This is a genomic window from Anaeromassilibacillus sp. 1001302B_160321_C8 (assembly GCF_015554745.1).
Taxonomy (GTDB): domain Bacteria; phylum Bacillota; class Clostridia; order Oscillospirales; family Acutalibacteraceae; genus Anaeromassilibacillus; species Anaeromassilibacillus stercoravium.
Genome location: NZ_JADNJD010000028.1, coordinates 1 through 17,679 on the forward strand (window position 1 = coordinate 1; position 17,679 = coordinate 17,679).

Consider the following 17,679-nt stretch of genomic DNA (forward strand, 5'->3'; position numbering starts at 1 on the left):
ATTGCGGCGCAGAGGAGTTTTGCAAAGCACGGCGTCTTGCAGGAAGGCAAGCGCTTTAAGGCGGCAAAGGAATCCAATGAGAGCATGCACACCAAGACGCCGAGCATGAAGGAATTGATGCAGAACCTGTCGGGCGGCAACCAGCAGAAGGTTCTGATTGCGCGGTGGCTCTTGACGCATCCGGACATCCTGATCCTGGATGAACCGACGCGCGGCATCGACGTCGGTGCGAAATACGAGATCTATACGATCATGCACGACTTGATTAAAGAAGGCAAGTCGATCATCATGATCTCCTCGGAGATGCCGGAATTGCTGGGCATGGCGGACCGCGTGATGGTCATGTGCGAAGGCCGCGTGACGGGCTTCCTGGACCGCGAGGAGGCGGACTCCGTTTCGGTTATGCGCCTGGCTACGAAATTTATGTAAGGAGTGGAACATCAATTATGCAAAACGCGAAGAGCATCCCGCGCAAGCAATATGCGACTATTTTTATTGGCGTCGGTATTGTGCTGGCTATTCTCGGCGTCATCTTTTCGTTTGTCTTGGATGCGGAAAAAACATTTGATTTGCCCTGGTTTATTGTAGGCATCGGCATAGCTGCCGTCATTTACGGTATTTTCCAAATTGTACGGGGGCATCGCCTCAACCCGGAAGTCTTCTTTTCGACAAGAACCGCAAAGAATTTCTTGACGAATAACGCCATTATGCTGGCATTGCTGGTACTGGTTATTGTCATCTGCTTCATTGAGCCCCGTTTCATGCAGATTCAGGTCATCCTGGATATCTTGACGCAGTCCTCCACAAGACTGATCATCGCACTGGGCATCTGCTTCGCCCTCCTGATCGCCGGTACGGACCTGTCCGCAGGCCGTATGGTCGGCTTGGCGGCAGTTGTTTCCACCTCCATGCTGCAGACGGCTACCTATGCGAACCGCTTCTATCCGAATCTCCCGCAGCTGCCGGTATTCCTGCCGATTATTGCGGCAATCCTCGCCTGCATGCTGTTCGGCGCATTGAACGGATTCCTGGTTGCAAAGTATGACATGCATCCCTTTATTGCGACCTTGGCAACGCAGGTTATGATCTACGGCGCATGTTCCCTGTATTTCGATATGCCTCCGAACAGCTCCCAGCCGATCGGCGGTATCCGTCCGGACTTCTCCGCACTTGGCCAGACCAAGCTGTTTGGAAGAATTTCGATTTTGGTCCCGATCGCTGTCTTCTTCACCATTGCCATTTGGTTTATCCTGAATAAGACCACCTTTGGCAAGGACGTTTACGCGATCGGCGGCAACCGTGAAGCGGCTGTCGTTTCCGGCGTCAACGTATTCAAGACCATCATGTTGATCTTCATCCTCGCTTCCTTCATGTACGGCGTCGGCGGCGTCCTGGAAGCAGCCAGAACCGCAGGTGCAACGAACAACTACGGCGACGGCTATGAAACAGACGCCATCGCGGCCTGCGTGGTTGGCGGCGTATCGTTGAACGGTGGTATCGGTACCGTCGGCGGCATCGTCAGCGGCGTGTTGATCTTCACCGTTATCCAGTATGGCTTGCAGTTCATCGGCATCAGCCCGATGTGGCAGCAGATTATCAAAGGCATCATCATCGCTGTCGCTGTGGCCATCGACCTTTCCAAGTACAAGCGCAAATAAGCGATTGCATATACCCATTGCCAAACGGAAATGCCCGGGGAGCCCCCTTCTGCAGAAGGGCCCCGGGCATTTCCCATTTTTCTATCCTTAATATGTTATAGAAAGGAAGGGCGTTCTCCAACATGGGTACGGCGCTCCCGAATGTTGCGCCGGACTTCCCACGGCAGCACGCCTTGCTGGGCATGCCCGCCGGCATACTTCCCCCTTCCTTTCCGATATACTGCTGTGGACCGTCCTTTCTCCGATTTCCCTGTCCACTGCGCTTTCCAAACTTCCATAAGGAATTTTCATCCATCTGTGGGAATCCCTTTTCCATGTGCCTCCTTGCATCGCACTGGAAAAGAAATCGTGTCAATTTCCGTGCAAAAAGCCACATGCCGCTACCCCCTTAGAGGATAACGGCATGTGGCATCTTGATTTCTACAGGAATCAACCCACACGGCTCTTTCCGCCGGCATGCCCCAGTACATAGGTCACAAAGAAGATGGCTGCGGCGATCAAAACAATGGTTCCGCCCGCTGCGGTCCCCAGGTAGTACGACGCAATCAAGCCGCTGACGCCGGAGAACAGGGAAATACCAATCGCCCAGAAGTGATAGGAGCGCATGCTCCTCGCCAGATTCCTTGCCGACGCCGCCGGTAATACCAACAGGGAATTGATGATTAAAATCCCCACCCATTTGATCGTAATCGTGACGATCACCGCAACAATCACAACAAAGAGCTTTTCCATCAGGCGCGTGTGGATGTTCTTGCTGGCCGCCAGGTCGGTATTGACGCTGGTCAGCAGGAAACGGTTGAAAAAGAGTATCCAAATGATCACCACGGCGGCCAGCACGATGGCCAGCAGGCCGATTTCGGACGGCTGTACGGTCAGGATATCGCCGATCAGGTAACTGGAATACTTGGCAAAGCCCCCGGTTGCGGAGAGCAATACCACGCCCAGCGCCAAGCCGGTGCTGGAGAATACGCCGATGATCGTATCCGCCGACGACGTCCCGGAGCTCATCACCGCCGATATGCACAGGGCAAACAGGAGCGCGAACCCCAGCATCGAAAGCAGATAATTGTCCACGCCGAGCAAAACGCCGATGGCGATTCCGGTGAGGGCCGAATGGCCGAGCGCATCGGAAAAAAAGCTCATCTTGTTGTTGACCACCATGGTCCCGACCAGGCCGAACAACGGGGTGATCAACAGCACGGCGAGAAACGCATTTTTCATGTAGGCGAATTCCGTCCATTCAAACGGAAGCAGCGTATCAATTAAGCTGTATAGAACACTCATGCGCGCGCACCTCCCACAACATCCAAGCCAAAGGTTTCGCGCACCTGTGGCGAAGCCATCACCGTCTTGACGTCGCCGCTGACCAGGATCGTGCGGTCGAGCAGCGCGGCGCGCGTGGCATAGCGCGCAACATGGGAGAGATCGTGCGAAACCAAAATCACCGGCATGTGGTATTCGCTGCGCAAGGAGGTCACCAAGTCATAAAAGACCTCGATCCCCTTGCGGTCCACCGCGGAGACCGGCTCATCCAGCAAGAGCATATCCGGCATGGGTTCCAGCGCAAAGGCCAGTAGCACCCGCTGCATCTCACCGCCGGACAAGCTCCCCAACCGTTTTTGCAGCAGGTTTTTTCCGCCTACCTTTTGCAGCATGGCGTCTGCACGCGCCAGCTTCTCCTTTTTATGTCCCAGCCAAATCGGGAACGACGAAAGATTGGCACAGAGCATATCCGCAACGGTCATCGGAGTCGAGCGGTCAAACACCATATTCTGCGGTACATAGCCGATGCGCGGCTTTTCCACGCGCTCTCCCTTTGGATTGGTGAAGGTGATGCTTCCGGTGTAGGGAATGCGCCCCAGAAGCGCTTTGAGCAGGGTCGTTTTTCCCGCGCCGTTGCGCCCGATGATCGCCATGATCTCGCCGTGATGTACATCCAGGGTGACATCGTGAATAATCACACCATCGCGTTTGCGCACCGTCAACCCCCGGATTTGCGTACTACATTTACATTGTTCCATGTTCGAATCCCATCCATCAAGTATTATTCTGTAGAATCTATACGATTTGTAAAAGAAAAAGGCATCTTAGGCGCCGCCCAATGCCTCTTTCAAAACCTCCATATTTTGTTCCATCGCGCGCAAATAGGCGTCCTTATCATTTTCGCCGGTCACGGCCGGGTCCAAAAGATAGACCGTGGCGCCGCTCTCTTGGGCAATGATCTGCGCGGCATCCGTCGAATACTGCGGCTCTGCAAAAACCGCTTTCACATCCGTGCTCTCAATCAACCGGATGGTATCCGCGAGCTCCTTGGCGCTGGGCTGGCTGTCGGGCTCCCGGTTCACCACCTTGACGATGTGCAGGTCAAATTCCTCCGCAAAATAGGGGAACGCCTCGTGGAACGTGATGATGTCCCGGTTTGGAAGATCATCGAGGGCTTCGTGCATCCGCCCCCGCAAGTCGCTGAGCTTTGCGAGATATTCCTGCGTATTCTCCTCCAAAGCCACCGCGTCCTCGGGGTCGGCTTCGATGAGTCCATCCGCAATGTTGCGCACCTGCTTCATGCAATTGGAAATAGACACCCAAATATGGGGATTCGCATCGCTGTGGTCATGCGCAACCTCTTCATCATGGCCGTGGGCATCTTCCCCACTCATCAACAGGGAAATCCCCTCGCTGGAATCAATCACACGCAGGTCCGGGAGCTGGTCGGTGACTTTTTCCATAAAGCTCTCCATACCAGCCCCATTGATGACAAAAACGTCCGCCTGTTCGATATTTTTCATATCCTTGGATTGCAGCTGGTAATCATGCAGACACCCCGTTTGCTGCCCGGCCATATTGTCCACCTGGATGCCATCAATCCCATCTATAATATTTAAGGCCATAATATACATTGGGTAAAACGATGTGACGATACGGAAGCGCGGGGGATCTTCCGGCTGGCGGGGCGTACAACCGGCAGCCGCCGTTATAAGCAAGCATATACAGAAAAATGCGGCGATCACCCGCCGCATTGGATAAAAAACGCCGGGCTGCCCGGCGTGTTGTCTCTTTTTCACGGGAACCTCCTAAATGCAAATCATTTGCATTTACTATCATACCCCGATGTTGTATATCTGTCAAGGGGAAATCGGTCGCTCAAAACGGCTTCTTTCCATCGAGCCATCCCTGCTGCTTCCAATAGGTAGCGTCCGCCCCCGTCCCTTTCTTGCGCTTTTGCATCTGTTTCATTGCGAAAAACAGCAGCCTTGTGTGCATCGTCGGGCGCTTTTTTGCCCCCAAGGAGCGCCAAAAGGCATCCGTCACACAATCAAGCCGTTTTTCGATTTTCCGTTTGCGGGAAGCAGGAATGGCATCCCACCCGGGGGCAAAGATCGAAATGCCGCAGGAATAGATCCTGCGGACGCCCCAGTGCTTTAACGACCGTATGACCGACGCATTGGCATCCTTCGTACCGGCCCCCGCCGCCGTGGAAACCACCAGGGCGGACTTTTGGAACATCTCCGGGTAGGGGCGGTGTACCATATAAAAATAACCCGTGTGATCCAAAAACGCTTTCATCTGGGCCGTCATATCCATCACATAGACGGGCGTTGCAAAAATCAGGCCGTCCGCGCCGCGCATCGCCTGAATGACCGGCTGGACATGCGCCGCATGGGGGCATTTTTCCTCTGCACCGTTGATACAGGTATAGCAACCGCAGCAAAAATCGTGGGGCTCCTTCTGTAAAATGTACTCGACGAATTCCACTTCTTCATGAAGACGCAGGCGTTCTTTTATCTGCTGTACCGCCGCATACGTATTCTTTTTTCGTGGGCTGCCATATAGGATACAAATTTTCATGCTTCTCGCCCTCCGCTATACCCTTCTATTCCTGTGCAAGCAATGCGCGGACCTCCGGCAGCTTCTGTTCCGCATCCTTTCTACCCATCTCGTAAGCCTGTTTCAGGCGCTCCGGATTCTTCTCATAGCGCCCGACCGGGATGGGCTCGCTGGGGCGGATCAACACCGCTTTGCCCGCTTGCTCCTGTTGGGTGCAAAGGTCCAATTCGCTGTTGTATACCAATGGCCGCCGCTGCACAGCCTCAATAAAGCTGGGATATTTGCCATAGATTTTTCGAAGCGCTGTGCGGGGATACTCGGACCGGGTGCCTTTCCGGTAGGAGGCGTCGCGCGTCAACACCACCACATTGCGGGTATTCCCATCGTTCAAAGAACGCCGCAGGGGGATCGATGTGGAATAGCTGCCATCCAACAGCTCATGGCCTTGATAGCGTACAATTTTCGATACAAACGGCATCGCGCTGGAAGCGCGCACCGGCGTAAAGCCTTCGTCCAGGTCCTCTTTTCCAAAAAAAATGGCTTCTCCAGTATGCAAATCCGTGGTGCCAGCCATCAACTGGGTCGGGGATGCAAAAAAAGCCTGATAATCGAACGGTAGGAGCTTGTGCGACAACTCCCCGAAAATAAAATCAAAGCCAAACAGGTTTCCCGTCTTGCGCAGGCTGGACACGCTCATATACCGGTCATCCTGGATATAATCGTAAAAAATGCGGAAATTGCGCCCCACCTGTCCGGAGATATAGCTCAAAGCGTTGCACGCCCCTGCGGAAATTCCATAAACCACCGGAAAAACAATCTGGTTCTCATTAAACACATCCAACACGCCGCTGGTATAAGCCCCACGTGTTCCGCCCCCCTCCAAAACCAGGCCAACTGACATGATGCATTCCCCTTTCTCGATTGGACGGCCTAAAACCGGCGATTTCCTATTCGCCGCTGAAATGCGCCGCCGTATTTTCATTTGGGTCCCATATTCCCTTTCTATTTTTCTCAGTATAGGGCAAATATCCCCCTTTTACAAGCGAATGGAATCGGGATTAAAAAAATTTTACAAAACCCCTTGATTTTTCCCACCGTCTCGGATATAATAATAAAGCACTTTAAAAACGCCTCATCCTTTCTGCCCTTATTGGGAGGGCACGGCGCTCTCTGTCAGGGGACGAGCCGCCAAAGGAAATGGACGTTTAGCTCAGTTGGCTAGAGCATTCGCTTGACGTGCGAAGGGTCACAGGTTCGAGTCCTGTAATGTCCACCAAAAAGCCCTCAGAACGATATCGTTCTGAGGGCTTTTCTTTTTTGTTTTTCAGATGAAGCAAGAGACCCGCCTGGATGGGAACTCCCATTCCGGCGGGTTTCTTTTTAAGCCAGTTCGCGCGCACGTGCGTACAAAGCTGTTCTGTCTGCAAAAGCCGTTAGCAAGTGTTCCGGATGGGAAAGCTCCTGATAAGCCGCATAAGCACCGGCCCCCAACAAAGATGGGCTGGGATGAAGCTGATTGACTTCCAGCGTAATTTTGCCCACAAGCAAGGAATGTGTGCGGCTCTCTATCTCTTTATAGATGGTATCCAGAAGGAGCCCCGGATGGATTTCCGCCAGCCGGCCCCCCATCACGATCTTCCCCGGATTTAACTGGTTGATTAAGCTGACAATGCCCATCGCCAGAAAACTGCATACCTGCCGGTAGGCTTCGCACGCAACATGATCCCCCTTTTGGACCGCCTGGGCCAGGGCATTGGCCGTCAAATGCCCCCTATCGAGGCGGGATAGGGCCCCGTTTTGGAGTTGCTCCACAATCCGTCCCCGCAGAGCGCGCATGGAGGCATACATCTCTAAGCATCCGCGGTTGCCACAGGCGCAAGGCGGGCCGTCAAATTGGATGCTGCTGTGTCCAAACTCCCCGGCAATGCCCTGTTGGCCAAGAAGAAGTTTTCCATTGACAATCATCCCGCAGCCGATCCCCTCGCCGGCGAGGATATACACCATATTCTGCGTTTTGATGTCACCGCTATTGTACCAAAGCTGCGCAAATGCACCTGCATTGGCGTCGTTGAGGATATAAAGCGGGAGGTCCAAGCCCTTGGAGAGGGTTTCCCGCACCGGGCAGCCCTTCCAGCCGGGCATCCCGGTCACAAAGAGGAGGCGATCCTCCTTTTCCTGATAAGGCCCCGGGAGGGCAATCCCCGCTGCCAGCATCTCTGTGTCCGGGTTTTCCCGGAGAATCTCCTGTATGGCTGTTCGCACCTGGGATAAAACGACCACGCCCTCCTCGTTTAAAGCGATGGGATGCTCCCATCGTCCATACAATTTCCCAGACAGCCCCATACAGCTGATCCTCCATGCGTCGCGCGCAATGTGGACACCGATCACTTGAAAGCGTTCGTCATTTAACGTCAATCCGATGGAACGGCGATTCTTCTCTCCAGCAAGCAGCCCCGTTTCTACCACCAACCCACTGTGAATCAATCCGCCTATAATATTCGTAATGGTCGCCTGACGCAGCCCGGACAGCCTTGCCAAAGTTGCGCGGGAACAGAGTCCCTCCTGCCGGAGAAGGTTCAACACCAGGGCACGGTTAATCATCTGTATTTTTTCCTGGTTGACGCTTGTTTGATCCATTGCCGAAATCACCTCCTCTAGCTGATCTTGCCTATGGACAAAAACGTTCGGGGTTTGGCAATATATGCCTATTTTGTGTAATGCGCCCACAGTGGCTGACCACTGTGGGCGCATCCAAATGTTATATCGCCAGGCAGCTTAGGCACGCAGTGCCTTCAGCGCCTACGGCATTCCCTACGAAAGCTCTTACGCAATCGTTACTGCACAGTGTTTAACTGGGGTATTGCCCGGCAGGGTGGTGTAAACGCCCGTGCTCTGGCCCGGCGTACCGATGGCATAGACTCTGTAGTAGTAGTCATTGCCGACCTTCGCCACGAACTGCGTCTTGAGCACGTCGCCGTTGCCGACCGTGAAGCTCGGCGTCAGGTTGTTGCCGTTGACCACGGTCATCTTGAAGCAGTATGCGCTGCCTCTCTTCAGCGTGAAGTTGACCGTCGTGTCGGAAACCACCTGGGCAGCCGCCTGCGCTGTAGTCGCTGCACCGACAACCGAGGTGCCTGCATTGCCGTAGATGTTTGCGCTTGCAGAGCTCCCCGAACTGCCGGAAGAGCTGCTGTGGCTGTCCGTAGTCTTGACCTTCAGCTGATCCTTGGCGTCCTGCAAAGCTTCGGTCATCGCATCGACTTCCTGCTGGTCGTCTTCGCTCAGGGTTGCATCCGCCGCCATTGCCTTGGCTTTTGCCAAAGTATCTTCCAAGGTGGCAACAGAGGCCGCTGTGTAGCGGTTCAGATTGAGCCCTTCAACCGTAGCGATCAACGCATACAAAGCGCTCTTGTCCGCCACTTTGCGCAGGGCTTCCATGGCTGCATTCAGGGTTTCGGTGGCCTCTTCCACTTCCTCCTGTGTGGCCTGATCGTCATACAGGACGTCCGTTGCATGGGCCAGTGCGTCGTTGAACGCTTCCTTGCCCGCCTCGACATACTCGTCCAGGTCAAGGCTGTTTGCTTTCTCGATCACGGTGCGGAGCATATCCTTTTCAGAGCCGCGCACCAGGCCGAGGAGCGCTTCTTCCAGCGCTTCCGTTGCGTTTGTGATCTCATCCGCTAAAGCATCCGGGTCGTCATAGACCTTCTGCGCGGCTTCATAGGCATCCTTGAACGCCGCCACGCCCTGGATATAATCGCTTGTGTCGATCTTTTCTGCCACGGAGAGCAGGTATTCCAGATAAGTCTTGCTGCCGCTCTGGAAGGAGAGGTACTGCATTGCGTCGATCAAATCACTCCACGCCTGGTCGATCTCTTCCTGGGTAGCGGTGAGGTCCTTATAAACGGCGTTTGCTTTTTCAAGTGCTTCTTCGAAGTTCTCCAGCACGCTGGGGATCACGTCTTCGATCTCGTCCTCACAAGCGTTGGCTGCCTCGATGGCCGCAAGCAGGACGCTCTTATCGACCGTGGTAAAGGCAAAGGCCAGCTCGTCTGCCTCGCCCGCTTGGAGCGTATACGTAAAGGAATCGGTGTCTTCGAAATCAACTGCTTCGCCGTTAACGGTGACGCCTGCGATCTCTCTGCCGTCCACTGCGGGTTCAAAGGTCAGGGTGACGGTTTCGCCCGTTGCAAAGGTGCCTTCATAATCGCCCACCAGGTTGGCAATCTTCTGCTCTTCGCCGTTGACGAACAGCTTGACATTGGTGCCATACTGGACGGACAGGTTGCTGTTTTCGCTCTCTTCCGGAGCCTTGACATTGACGGTGGCCTCCAACGGGAGGTTGCCTGCGCTGGCGCCCACCAGAATGGCGCGCTCGCCTTCCGCGACCGTCCACTTATCCTTGGTTCCGTCCGCACGGGTTACATATTCGCTGTTGGTATTCCAATAGGACAGGGAGCGCTGGGAAATGGAAATGGTTACTTCGCGGGATTCGCCCGGCTGCAAGTCTTCGATGCGTGCGAAACCTGCCAGCTGCTTTTCTGCCATCTGGACGCCGTCCGGAACTTCTGCCGCGCCAAGGTAAACCTGCGCAATTTCGTCGCCCGCGACGTCGCCGGTATTGGTGACGGTAAAGGTCACATCAAAGCCGTTTTCATCGTTCTCCTCCACCTGCATGTCGGAATAGGAGAAGGTGGTGTAGGACAGGCCATGGCCAAAGCTGAACAGTGGATCGATGTCCTCGCTGTCATACCAACGATAGCCGGTCATGATGCCCTCGGTGTAGTAAACCGAATTCTGGGGCTGGTTCACGCCGTCGCCGGTGATTTCTTCGCTCTTCTTGAGGCGTTCTTCAAAGTGCTCCTGGCTGTCGGTAACCGGGGTCTCGTTGTCATACATCATAAAGGTCTGCGCGAGTTTACCGCTCGGGTTGACTTCGCCCAACAGGATCCGCGCGGTTGCGAGGCCACCCTCCTGGCCGGGATACCACATTTCGAGCACGGCGTCCACATCGTTGACCCACTTGTCCATCGTCACGGCGCCGCCGTTGTTGAGCACGACCGTAACTTTATTGCCGTTTTCTTTTGCCGCCGCGATGACGTCCAGCAGCAATGCTTCCTGATCCTCGGGGAGCGCCAGGCTGCAATCTTCGATGGTGTTGCCTTCTGCGCCGGTGGATCTCCAAGCAAAGAAGACGACGTTTTCGTTTTCGCTTGCAATGCGGATTGCCTCGTCATAGTTTTCCTGCTTCTGGCTCGGCGTAATCCAGCCCAGACGGACCTGGAGGTCCTTGAGATCCAGGGAGGCAACGCCCGTGACCTTTACTTTATAGAGCTTGCCCGCTTCCAGGGTAACCGTCGTATTGCTGATGTCCATACCGGTGGAGGTGCAGATGACGTTGTTCCACGGCCACTGCGAACCTTCGCGCAGGGACATGTTGCCGATGGATTGCTCCTGCCCGTCAACGGTGATCTTTCCGCTGATGGTGCCGCCAATTCCGGAGAATACGATGGTGTATTCGCCGTCTTCCGGCGCTCTGAGGTAGGTTTCCCAGGTGTAGGCAGAACCATTTTCAAAGGCTGTGCCATCCGGACCATTCTTATAAGTCGTTGTTCCAGTATTGAAGTTGATGTCTTCGTCGATGTTTGCAACCGTGCCGGTCTCGTAGCCTTCCATATCGACCGGGTCGGTCTTGCCCATCCAGAAGATCTGCCCATTGATTTCAATCGGCGTGCCCGGGTTGCCTTCCACGCCGTACTTGCGCACAACGCCGTTCTGCTCGCCGTTTTCATCCTGATAGAGGTATTCCGCCGGGATCGTGGTGCCCACGATGTCGAGTCCAGCCGTCGCTTCGATGTCGGCGTCCTCGCCTGCGATTTCAACCATGCGGTCATACGGGCTGACCATCCGGCTCAGCGTTCCGAAGGAGCGCTCCTGGCCGCTGCCGCCGGCAATCGGGTTGACCGCGCCGAGGCCGATCATGCCGATCGAGGAAGCGGAGGCATCCAGCGGGAGGGTTTCATCGTCGTTCTTGAGAAGGACTGCGCCCTTTTCCGCAACTTCCAAAGCGATTTCCTGATTCTCTTCCAGGAGGCCGTCTTCTACTTTTTCTGCATAGGTGTCGGGCAGCTTGATCGGCTCGGTACGGCCGGGCTCCTCTTTGACATAGCCCTTTCCGTCCAATTCAACCAGATACAGATAGCCGACCTTGCCCATTGCGTTGAGCACGTGGCTGACTGCTTCGTCCACATCGTCCCAAGTCATTTCGCCGTTGGCAATCTTTTCTTCGGTCGCCGCCTGCGTATTCTGGCTGACAGAAGGCATCTCCACATCCGTGCCCTTGTCCAGCGTATATGCGTGGTTGCCGCCCCAGTCGGTCACAGTGAAGCCGTCAAATCCCCACTCGTCGCGGAGGATGTCGATTTGCAGCTCCGTGCTTGCGGAGGCCCACGCGCCATTCACGCCGTTGTAAGAGGACATCACGGACGCCGCGTCCGCCTCTTTGATCGCCGCTTCGAACGGGGCAAGATAGAGCTCGTGCAGCGTTTGTTCGTCGATCTGTACATCGACTGCGCCGCCGGGCGTGCTGTCCTGTGCGAACACGGCAAAATGTTTCAGATTTGCAAGGACGTTCTGATCCTGGATGCCCTTGGTTTCTTCAACCGCCAAACGGGACAGGAGGAACGGGTCCTCACCCATCTGGTCCTTGCTGCGGCCAAAGTGTGCCGTACGGGTGATATCAAACTGGGAACCGAGCTGTACGTTTCCGGAGATCGCCTGGTTCTCAGAACCGCTGACCTTGCCGTAATCATAGGCGAGGTCGGTGCTCCAGGTGGAGGCCAACATCTGCTCGATCGGCGGGTTGGTGGTGTCATAAATAGAGGTTACGCCGTCCGGCCCGTCAAACATGCGCAGCTCCGGGATGCCCAAGCGCGGGACGCCCTGGATGGTGCCTGCGTCTGCAACGCCGGTCTTTTCGCCGCCGCCCAGCAGGGAGAATTTCTCTTCCGTTGTCATGGTGTTGAGAAGCGCCTCGACCTTTTCGTCGCGGACTTCCTGGCTCTCAACGACCAGGTATTTCTCATCGTAGGTGTCCGGGAACGTGGTCTTTTCCAGGTTCGGGTCGCCGATATCCGTGTATTTCGCGGTGCGTTCGTCAGCGATCTGGCCGTCCCAGTCCAGGCCGAAGCCAAAGCTGTATGCGTTGCCGTCGCTGTCCACATAGACTTCCATATCGTGGTAGCCATCCTCATAGGCGGTTTCCACAGCTTCCATGCTGGCGGGCATATTGACCGGCAGCAGGCCGCTCGGCTCCGTCTGTCCGGAAATGACTTCCAAGAAGGCATCCGGCGATACGCTGGTGCCGATGAGCATTGCGTCCACGGAGGGTTCAAATTCGGAGACGACCATCGGGTTCTCCATGCTGAGGATGAAGATGATCGGCTTGTCGCCCATCAGTTCCACGGTCTCCTGGATCAGTTCCAGGTTTTCCGGGGTGCCCGCATGGGTGTTGCCCTTTCTCGAACGGTTGGACTTATAATCGCCCTTGGACTCGTCCGGGGTCTCGTTATACTGGACCAGCGTGCCGTCCGCGTGGTACCAATCGTACCCGATGCTGACTTCGCGCATGGCGTCCGCCGTATATTCGCCATAGGTCAGGTTCTGCGGCCGGCCGTCGGTGTATTCCATCGCCATGCTGGGGGATTGCAGTTCGATGATGGCGAAATCCGCCTCGCTCGCCGCCTGCGCCTTTTCCTCGTTGCTCGGCATCTCCCCGGCCTCGACCGCTTGGACCAGCGAATCCGGGACATTGTAATACTTCTGAACTGTATCCAGATCTATGACGGACTCTACCGTCGTTGTCGATTCTCCGCCGCCCGGGAAGCCCGGGAAACCGGGGAAGCCGCCGCCGGTGGATTCCTTGAGCGGTACATAAGCGGTCAGCTCTTCGCCGTCTTCTGCCTGAAGCGGCAGGGTGTTGTTGGAGTTCTTCGTCATAATGACGGCGTCCTTATGGGTCTCATACGCTTCTGCGTTCAGTTCCGGGGAACCGACAAAGGATTTTGCATAGTCCGGGTCCGTATACGGATCTTCGAACAGGCCCAGGTTAAAGATCACTTTCAGGATGCGTGTGGCCGAAGCCTCGGTCAGCTCGTCCATGAACTCCTCGCCCAGGGCTTCAATCCCGTACTTTTCGCTGCCGTTGACGCCCATATCATAGGCCGCCAGCATGTCTTCCATGACGTATTCGTCGCTGTCCAGGCCGCCCATCTGGTCGACGCCTGCCAGCATGCTGGCCAAGATGCGGTACGGACGGTCATAGCCCTTGCCGGGCTCCAGGCCCCACGGCGTATCCGCGCCGCCCATGCCTTCGTGACTTCCGTGGATTTTCCAGTCTGTGCAGACCAGGCCGTCATAGTTGAGGTCCTCGCGCAGGCGCTGCTGCACAATGTACTTGCTGAAGCCGTTCGCCACGTTCTCGCCGCTCGGGTCCTGCTCAAACGGGATCGTGTAATACGGCATCACGCCCGCGGACTGCTTGGTCGTGCCCTTGTACTCCTCTGCGAACCCTGCGCCCTCTACAAAGTATTGCAGGAGTTCTTCAAAATTGCCCGCCGGATAGACGCCGAATTTTCCGTCGTCTTTGTGGGCGTCAAAGCCAAACTCGCCGGTGCCGCCGCTGGGCCAGTGCTTTGCAATGGTCGCTACGCTGCCGGTGCCCCAGCCCTCGTCGATGCCCCAGTCGCTCTCCTGGTAGTTGTCGTCGGTCTGCATCGCCTCGATGAAGGCGCTGGACATATCCGCCGCCAGCTCCGGGTCCTCGGAGAACGCGCTGCTGTCTCTGGACCATCTGGGATCGGTAATGAGGTCCATCTGCGGCCCAAGCATCATCTGGATGCCGAGCGCGCGGTATTCTGCGGCCGTGATGTCTCCATATGTATAGGCAGTGTCCGCGTCAAAGGTTGCCGCAATGCCCATGTTGTTGGGCCACTTGGAGACCGTGCCGCCCGGCTCCGTCGTCTCGATCGTGCCGGAATCCACGATTCCCGTATGGCGCGGGTCCGTGCTGGTCACGACCGGGATGCCGAACATCTCCGGCGTATCCTCCGCCCAATATTGCAGCTTGTTGTTGTCTTCCGCCATGGTATCCGCTGCCGACGTGCTTCTCGTCAGGTTGAAGCGGGTGCCCTCTGTCATTTCCTCTTTCGTCTTACCGGTTGACCCGTGGGTCATCAGGGCCAGGCGCTGTTCCGTGCTGAGCTGCGCCGCCAGGGATTTTGCGCGCTCCAAGCTGGAAAGCCGCCAGTCCTCATATGTATCGAGCGCCCCATTCTGGTTCAAATCTTTAAAATAGTAACCAGAGGCCTCTTCATACAGGATGTCCACATTCGATGCAGCCGAATGGGACAGGGTTGCGCCTCCCTCATTGAGGACATAGCGCACATCTTTGTAATACTCATAGCTGCTGTCGGGGATCTCCGTATTGGTAAAATCCGTGCCCATGGAGATCACCGTACTCCCCTCTTGTTGGGCGGCCTGTGCTTCGCCGATCGGCGCGGCAACCGTGGTCCCCAACAGAATCGCTGCTGTCAGCAGGGAGAGGATTCTGTTTTTGTTCATGCTTGTTCCTCCTTCGTTTCTTTCGGGTCTTTTACTTTTCTTCTTCTCGTGTCATATCAATAAAAAGCGACCACCTCCGTGTGTTTTATTGTCGGTATTGTTCTTCTGATGCTTAATCTATCAAATTATCTAAACCAAATCAATAATTATGCGCATAAAGCCAAAATAGGGCGCAAATGGATTTTGTCACCAAGGGCAGCGCGGGCCGCTTTGTATTTTTTTACTAAAATCCCTGCGGTTTTCATTGACTTTTCATACATAATCCGATATGCTGATGATAGTTTTTACAAAAATCACCCACTGGAGGCGAGCCTCTTATGATCTCTATTGCGTATTGTGACGATGAACGCGCCGCTTTACAACTGTATCCAGAGCAAGTACGCGCTGCCTTCCAACAATACCACCGCACGGTAGAAATCGAATGCTTTCAACAGCCCTTGGCGTTGATGGAAAGCATTTCCGCCAACAACCGTTACAATCTTCTGTTCCTGGACATCAGTATGCCGAATCTGAACGGGATTGAACTGGGAAAGCAACTGCGGAAAATCGCGGACAATGTGCTGATTGTCTTTGTCTCCAGCCATGAAGAACTGGTCTTTGAATCTTTTCAAGTGACGCCGTTCCGCTTTATCCGGAAAGGCCATTTCTATCAGGATCTGGAGGAGTGTATCCCTGCGATCATCACCGAGCTGGAAAAGCGCCAGACGGAGCTCCAAATCGACAACGGCAAGGAGGTCTACCGGATTGCGCCGTATAAGATCCTGTACATCGAAAGCAGCGACAAGATTCAAAAACTCTTCACGTTACAGGGGGTGATGGAGATCCGCTATAAGCTCAAAGACCTGGAAACCCTCCTGGCAGACTATGGCTTCATCCGGATTCATAAGGGCTATCTGGTCAATGCGCGCTTTATCTCCCGCGTCAACAAACGGGAGGTCATTTTAAACACCGGCGAGTCCATCCCCATGAGCAAATACCGGGTAGAACAAGTTTTGGAAGAATTGGAGCAGGTGATCTGAAATGGATGTCCTTTGCCGTTGGCTGAATCTCTACCTGGAGGCATTCGCGCTGTTCTGGTTGCTGGAGCACAATTACCAGTTTCGTTGGGACCACCTTTGGCTCCGCGGGGTCAAATATCTGCTGGCGTTGGCGTCCATCGCCCTATTCCGTTTGGACCCCACCACCACCTATTTTTCCACTCCAAACTTTGGATTATATTTGGGTGTGCTCGCAGGAATTGGTTTTTTATTCTGTTTTCTCCTGCGCGGCAACATGGCCTGCAAAAGCCTAACTGCCATTGTCTGTATCAATGTCTTAATTGAAATCCATCTATTTATCGGTACACAATTGTATTCGCATTTTCCCCAACATTCGCCCGCTGCCTATCTGCTCCTCACCAAGGCCATGCTTGCCATCGCCTTGTTCCTGATGGTGCGGTTCCCCATCCATGTGGAATATGCCTTGCCACGCAATTACTACTTTTTAATGTTTCTGGCAATCGCTGTGACCCTTACCCTCCGGTCGATCACGCTATTTTTACAGTTGGACGCGCTGAACAACCTGGGCCTGTTGGTTTTGTATTTAGCCCTGTATTGTATCTATGGAAATCTGTTGCAGGATTATGGAAAGAAAGTCCACTTTGAGTTGACCAACAACCAGCTCAGCATGCAGATTAGCAGCTGGAAGGACATCGAAACCATGTATCACGAACTCCGTGAGCTCCGGCACGACCTCAAAAACCATATGCTTTATATGCAGGCGCTCCTGGACCAGCACGACTACGAGGCTTTGAGCACCTATTTCAGCCAGCTCAACGATCCCCGTTTGCTGCTGAAGCAGGTGATTCAAACCGGGTATCCGGTTTTGGACGCAGTGCTGAACGCAAAAAGCGCACAGTGCTCCATCAAGGGAATCCCGATCGATATAAAGGCCGTACTCTCTCAGAAAATTGTCTTCCCCTCTGAGGAACTCTGTTCCATTCTGTGCAATTTGATTGACAATGCCATCGAAGCCTCGGAGAAGGCCCCGGAAAAGGACATCCGCGTGGAAATCAAGGCGGCCAAGGGCTGCATCTCCCTCAAAATCTTCAACAAATACCCCCATGATCCCCGCGGTGAGAATCCTCTGCTGTTGACTACCAAAGAGGACGCTGCACAGCATGGGATCGGCATGGGGATTGTGCGGAATATTGTCAAAAAGTACGGCGGGAGCTTTCGCTTTTCTTATGAAAACGGTTATGTACAAGCAAGCGTCTTGTTGCCTATGGAAGAAGAACTTCGCCGCCCTCAAAGTGCATAACCACGTTTATTTTTTTCAAAATTTGTCGCCACACAACCCTTACATGCCCAATAGGAACCAACACAAGAAGCCCTATAAGCCAGGAGCGTTTATCCCTGCTTATAGGGTTTTTTGCATTCGAAAAAATCAAAATCCGCTATGGATTTTTGAACCATAAAAACAAAGTTGGTTGTCTGCTTTGAACTGCACCCCATTTGTTGGACAGTATGATATACTGAATAACAAGTGGGGTGCATTATTATGCCGAAAGGAATACCAAACAAACGCTATACACCAG

General features: G+C 54.5%; 11 protein-coding genes and 1 tRNA gene. 5 read left to right on the plus strand and 7 right to left on the minus strand.

The genetic code is table 11. The features are described from left to right. Together I2E77_RS13135 and mglC are read left to right on the plus strand one after the other, a co-directional pair. Positions 1 to 429: ATP-binding cassette domain-containing protein (locus I2E77_RS13135; RefSeq protein WP_195451148.1), on the plus strand; the 429-nt coding region annotated here is incomplete at its 5' end. A gap of 17 nt (positions 430 to 446) precedes the next feature. Next, on the plus strand, positions 447 to 1,658 hold the full coding sequence (mglC, locus tag I2E77_RS13140) for a galactose/methyl galactoside ABC transporter permease MglC (protein WP_191396047.1): 1,212 nt from the start codon (positions 447 to 449) through the stop codon (positions 1,656 to 1,658). A 429-nt stretch (positions 1,659 to 2,087) separates the two neighbouring features. Here the strand turns inward: mglC and I2E77_RS13145 are convergent, their stop codons facing one another. From I2E77_RS13145 to I2E77_RS13165, 5 genes are all read right to left on the minus strand, one after another. Then, on the minus strand, positions 2,088 to 2,942 hold the full coding sequence (locus I2E77_RS13145) for a metal ABC transporter permease (RefSeq protein WP_195451441.1): 855 nt from the start codon (positions 2,940 to 2,942) through the stop codon (positions 2,088 to 2,090). Next, complete coding sequence (locus I2E77_RS13150) at positions 2,939 to 3,679, minus strand: metal ABC transporter ATP-binding protein (RefSeq protein WP_195451442.1); 741 nt, start codon at positions 3,677 to 3,679, stop codon at positions 2,939 to 2,941. The genes I2E77_RS13145 and I2E77_RS13150 overlap by 4 nt, the downstream gene beginning before the upstream one ends. A gap of 66 nt (positions 3,680 to 3,745) precedes the next feature. Further along, positions 3,746 to 4,720, minus strand: coding sequence for a metal ABC transporter substrate-binding protein (locus I2E77_RS13155; RefSeq protein ID WP_330608956.1), 975 nt, complete (start codon positions 4,718 to 4,720; stop codon positions 3,746 to 3,748). A gap of 79 nt (positions 4,721 to 4,799) precedes the next feature. Then, positions 4,800 to 5,504 (minus strand): flavodoxin family protein, encoded by a 705-nt coding sequence (locus tag I2E77_RS13160; RefSeq protein ID WP_087234218.1) that lies wholly within the window; start codon positions 5,502 to 5,504, stop codon positions 4,800 to 4,802. Between the two features lie 25 nt (positions 5,505 to 5,529). Continuing rightward, a complete protein-coding gene (locus I2E77_RS13165) occupies positions 5,530 to 6,384 on the minus strand; it encodes a patatin-like phospholipase family protein (protein WP_191396045.1) in 855 nt (284 codons plus the stop codon). Positions 6,385 to 6,682: 298 nt separating this feature from the next. Between I2E77_RS13165 and I2E77_RS13170 the strand changes: the two genes are divergently transcribed. Further along, a tRNA-Val gene (locus I2E77_RS13170) sits at positions 6,683 to 6,759 on the plus strand. Positions 6,760 to 6,863: 104 nt separating this feature from the next. Here I2E77_RS13170 and I2E77_RS13175 read toward each other — a convergent pair. Then, on the minus strand, positions 6,864 to 8,120 hold the full coding sequence (locus I2E77_RS13175) for an ROK family transcriptional regulator (RefSeq protein WP_195451443.1): 1,257 nt from the start codon (positions 8,118 to 8,120) through the stop codon (positions 6,864 to 6,866). A gap of 186 nt (positions 8,121 to 8,306) precedes the next feature. Beyond that, on the minus strand, positions 8,307 to 15,104 hold the full coding sequence (locus tag I2E77_RS13180) for a glycoside hydrolase family 3 N-terminal domain-containing protein (protein ID WP_195451444.1): 6,798 nt from the start codon (positions 15,102 to 15,104) through the stop codon (positions 8,307 to 8,309). Positions 15,105 to 15,421: 317 nt separating this feature from the next. Between I2E77_RS13180 and I2E77_RS13185 the strand changes: the two genes are divergently transcribed. Both I2E77_RS13185 and I2E77_RS13190 read left to right on the plus strand, forming a co-directional pair. After that, positions 15,422 to 16,123, plus strand: a complete 702-nt coding sequence (locus I2E77_RS13185) for a LytR/AlgR family response regulator transcription factor (RefSeq protein WP_195451445.1) — start codon at positions 15,422 to 15,424, stop codon at positions 16,121 to 16,123. 1 nt (position 16,124) lies between these two features. Further along, positions 16,125 to 17,402, plus strand: a complete 1,278-nt coding sequence (locus I2E77_RS13190; protein WP_195451446.1) for a sensor histidine kinase — start codon at positions 16,125 to 16,127, stop codon at positions 17,400 to 17,402. Positions 17,403 to 17,679: the final 277 nt, after the last annotated feature.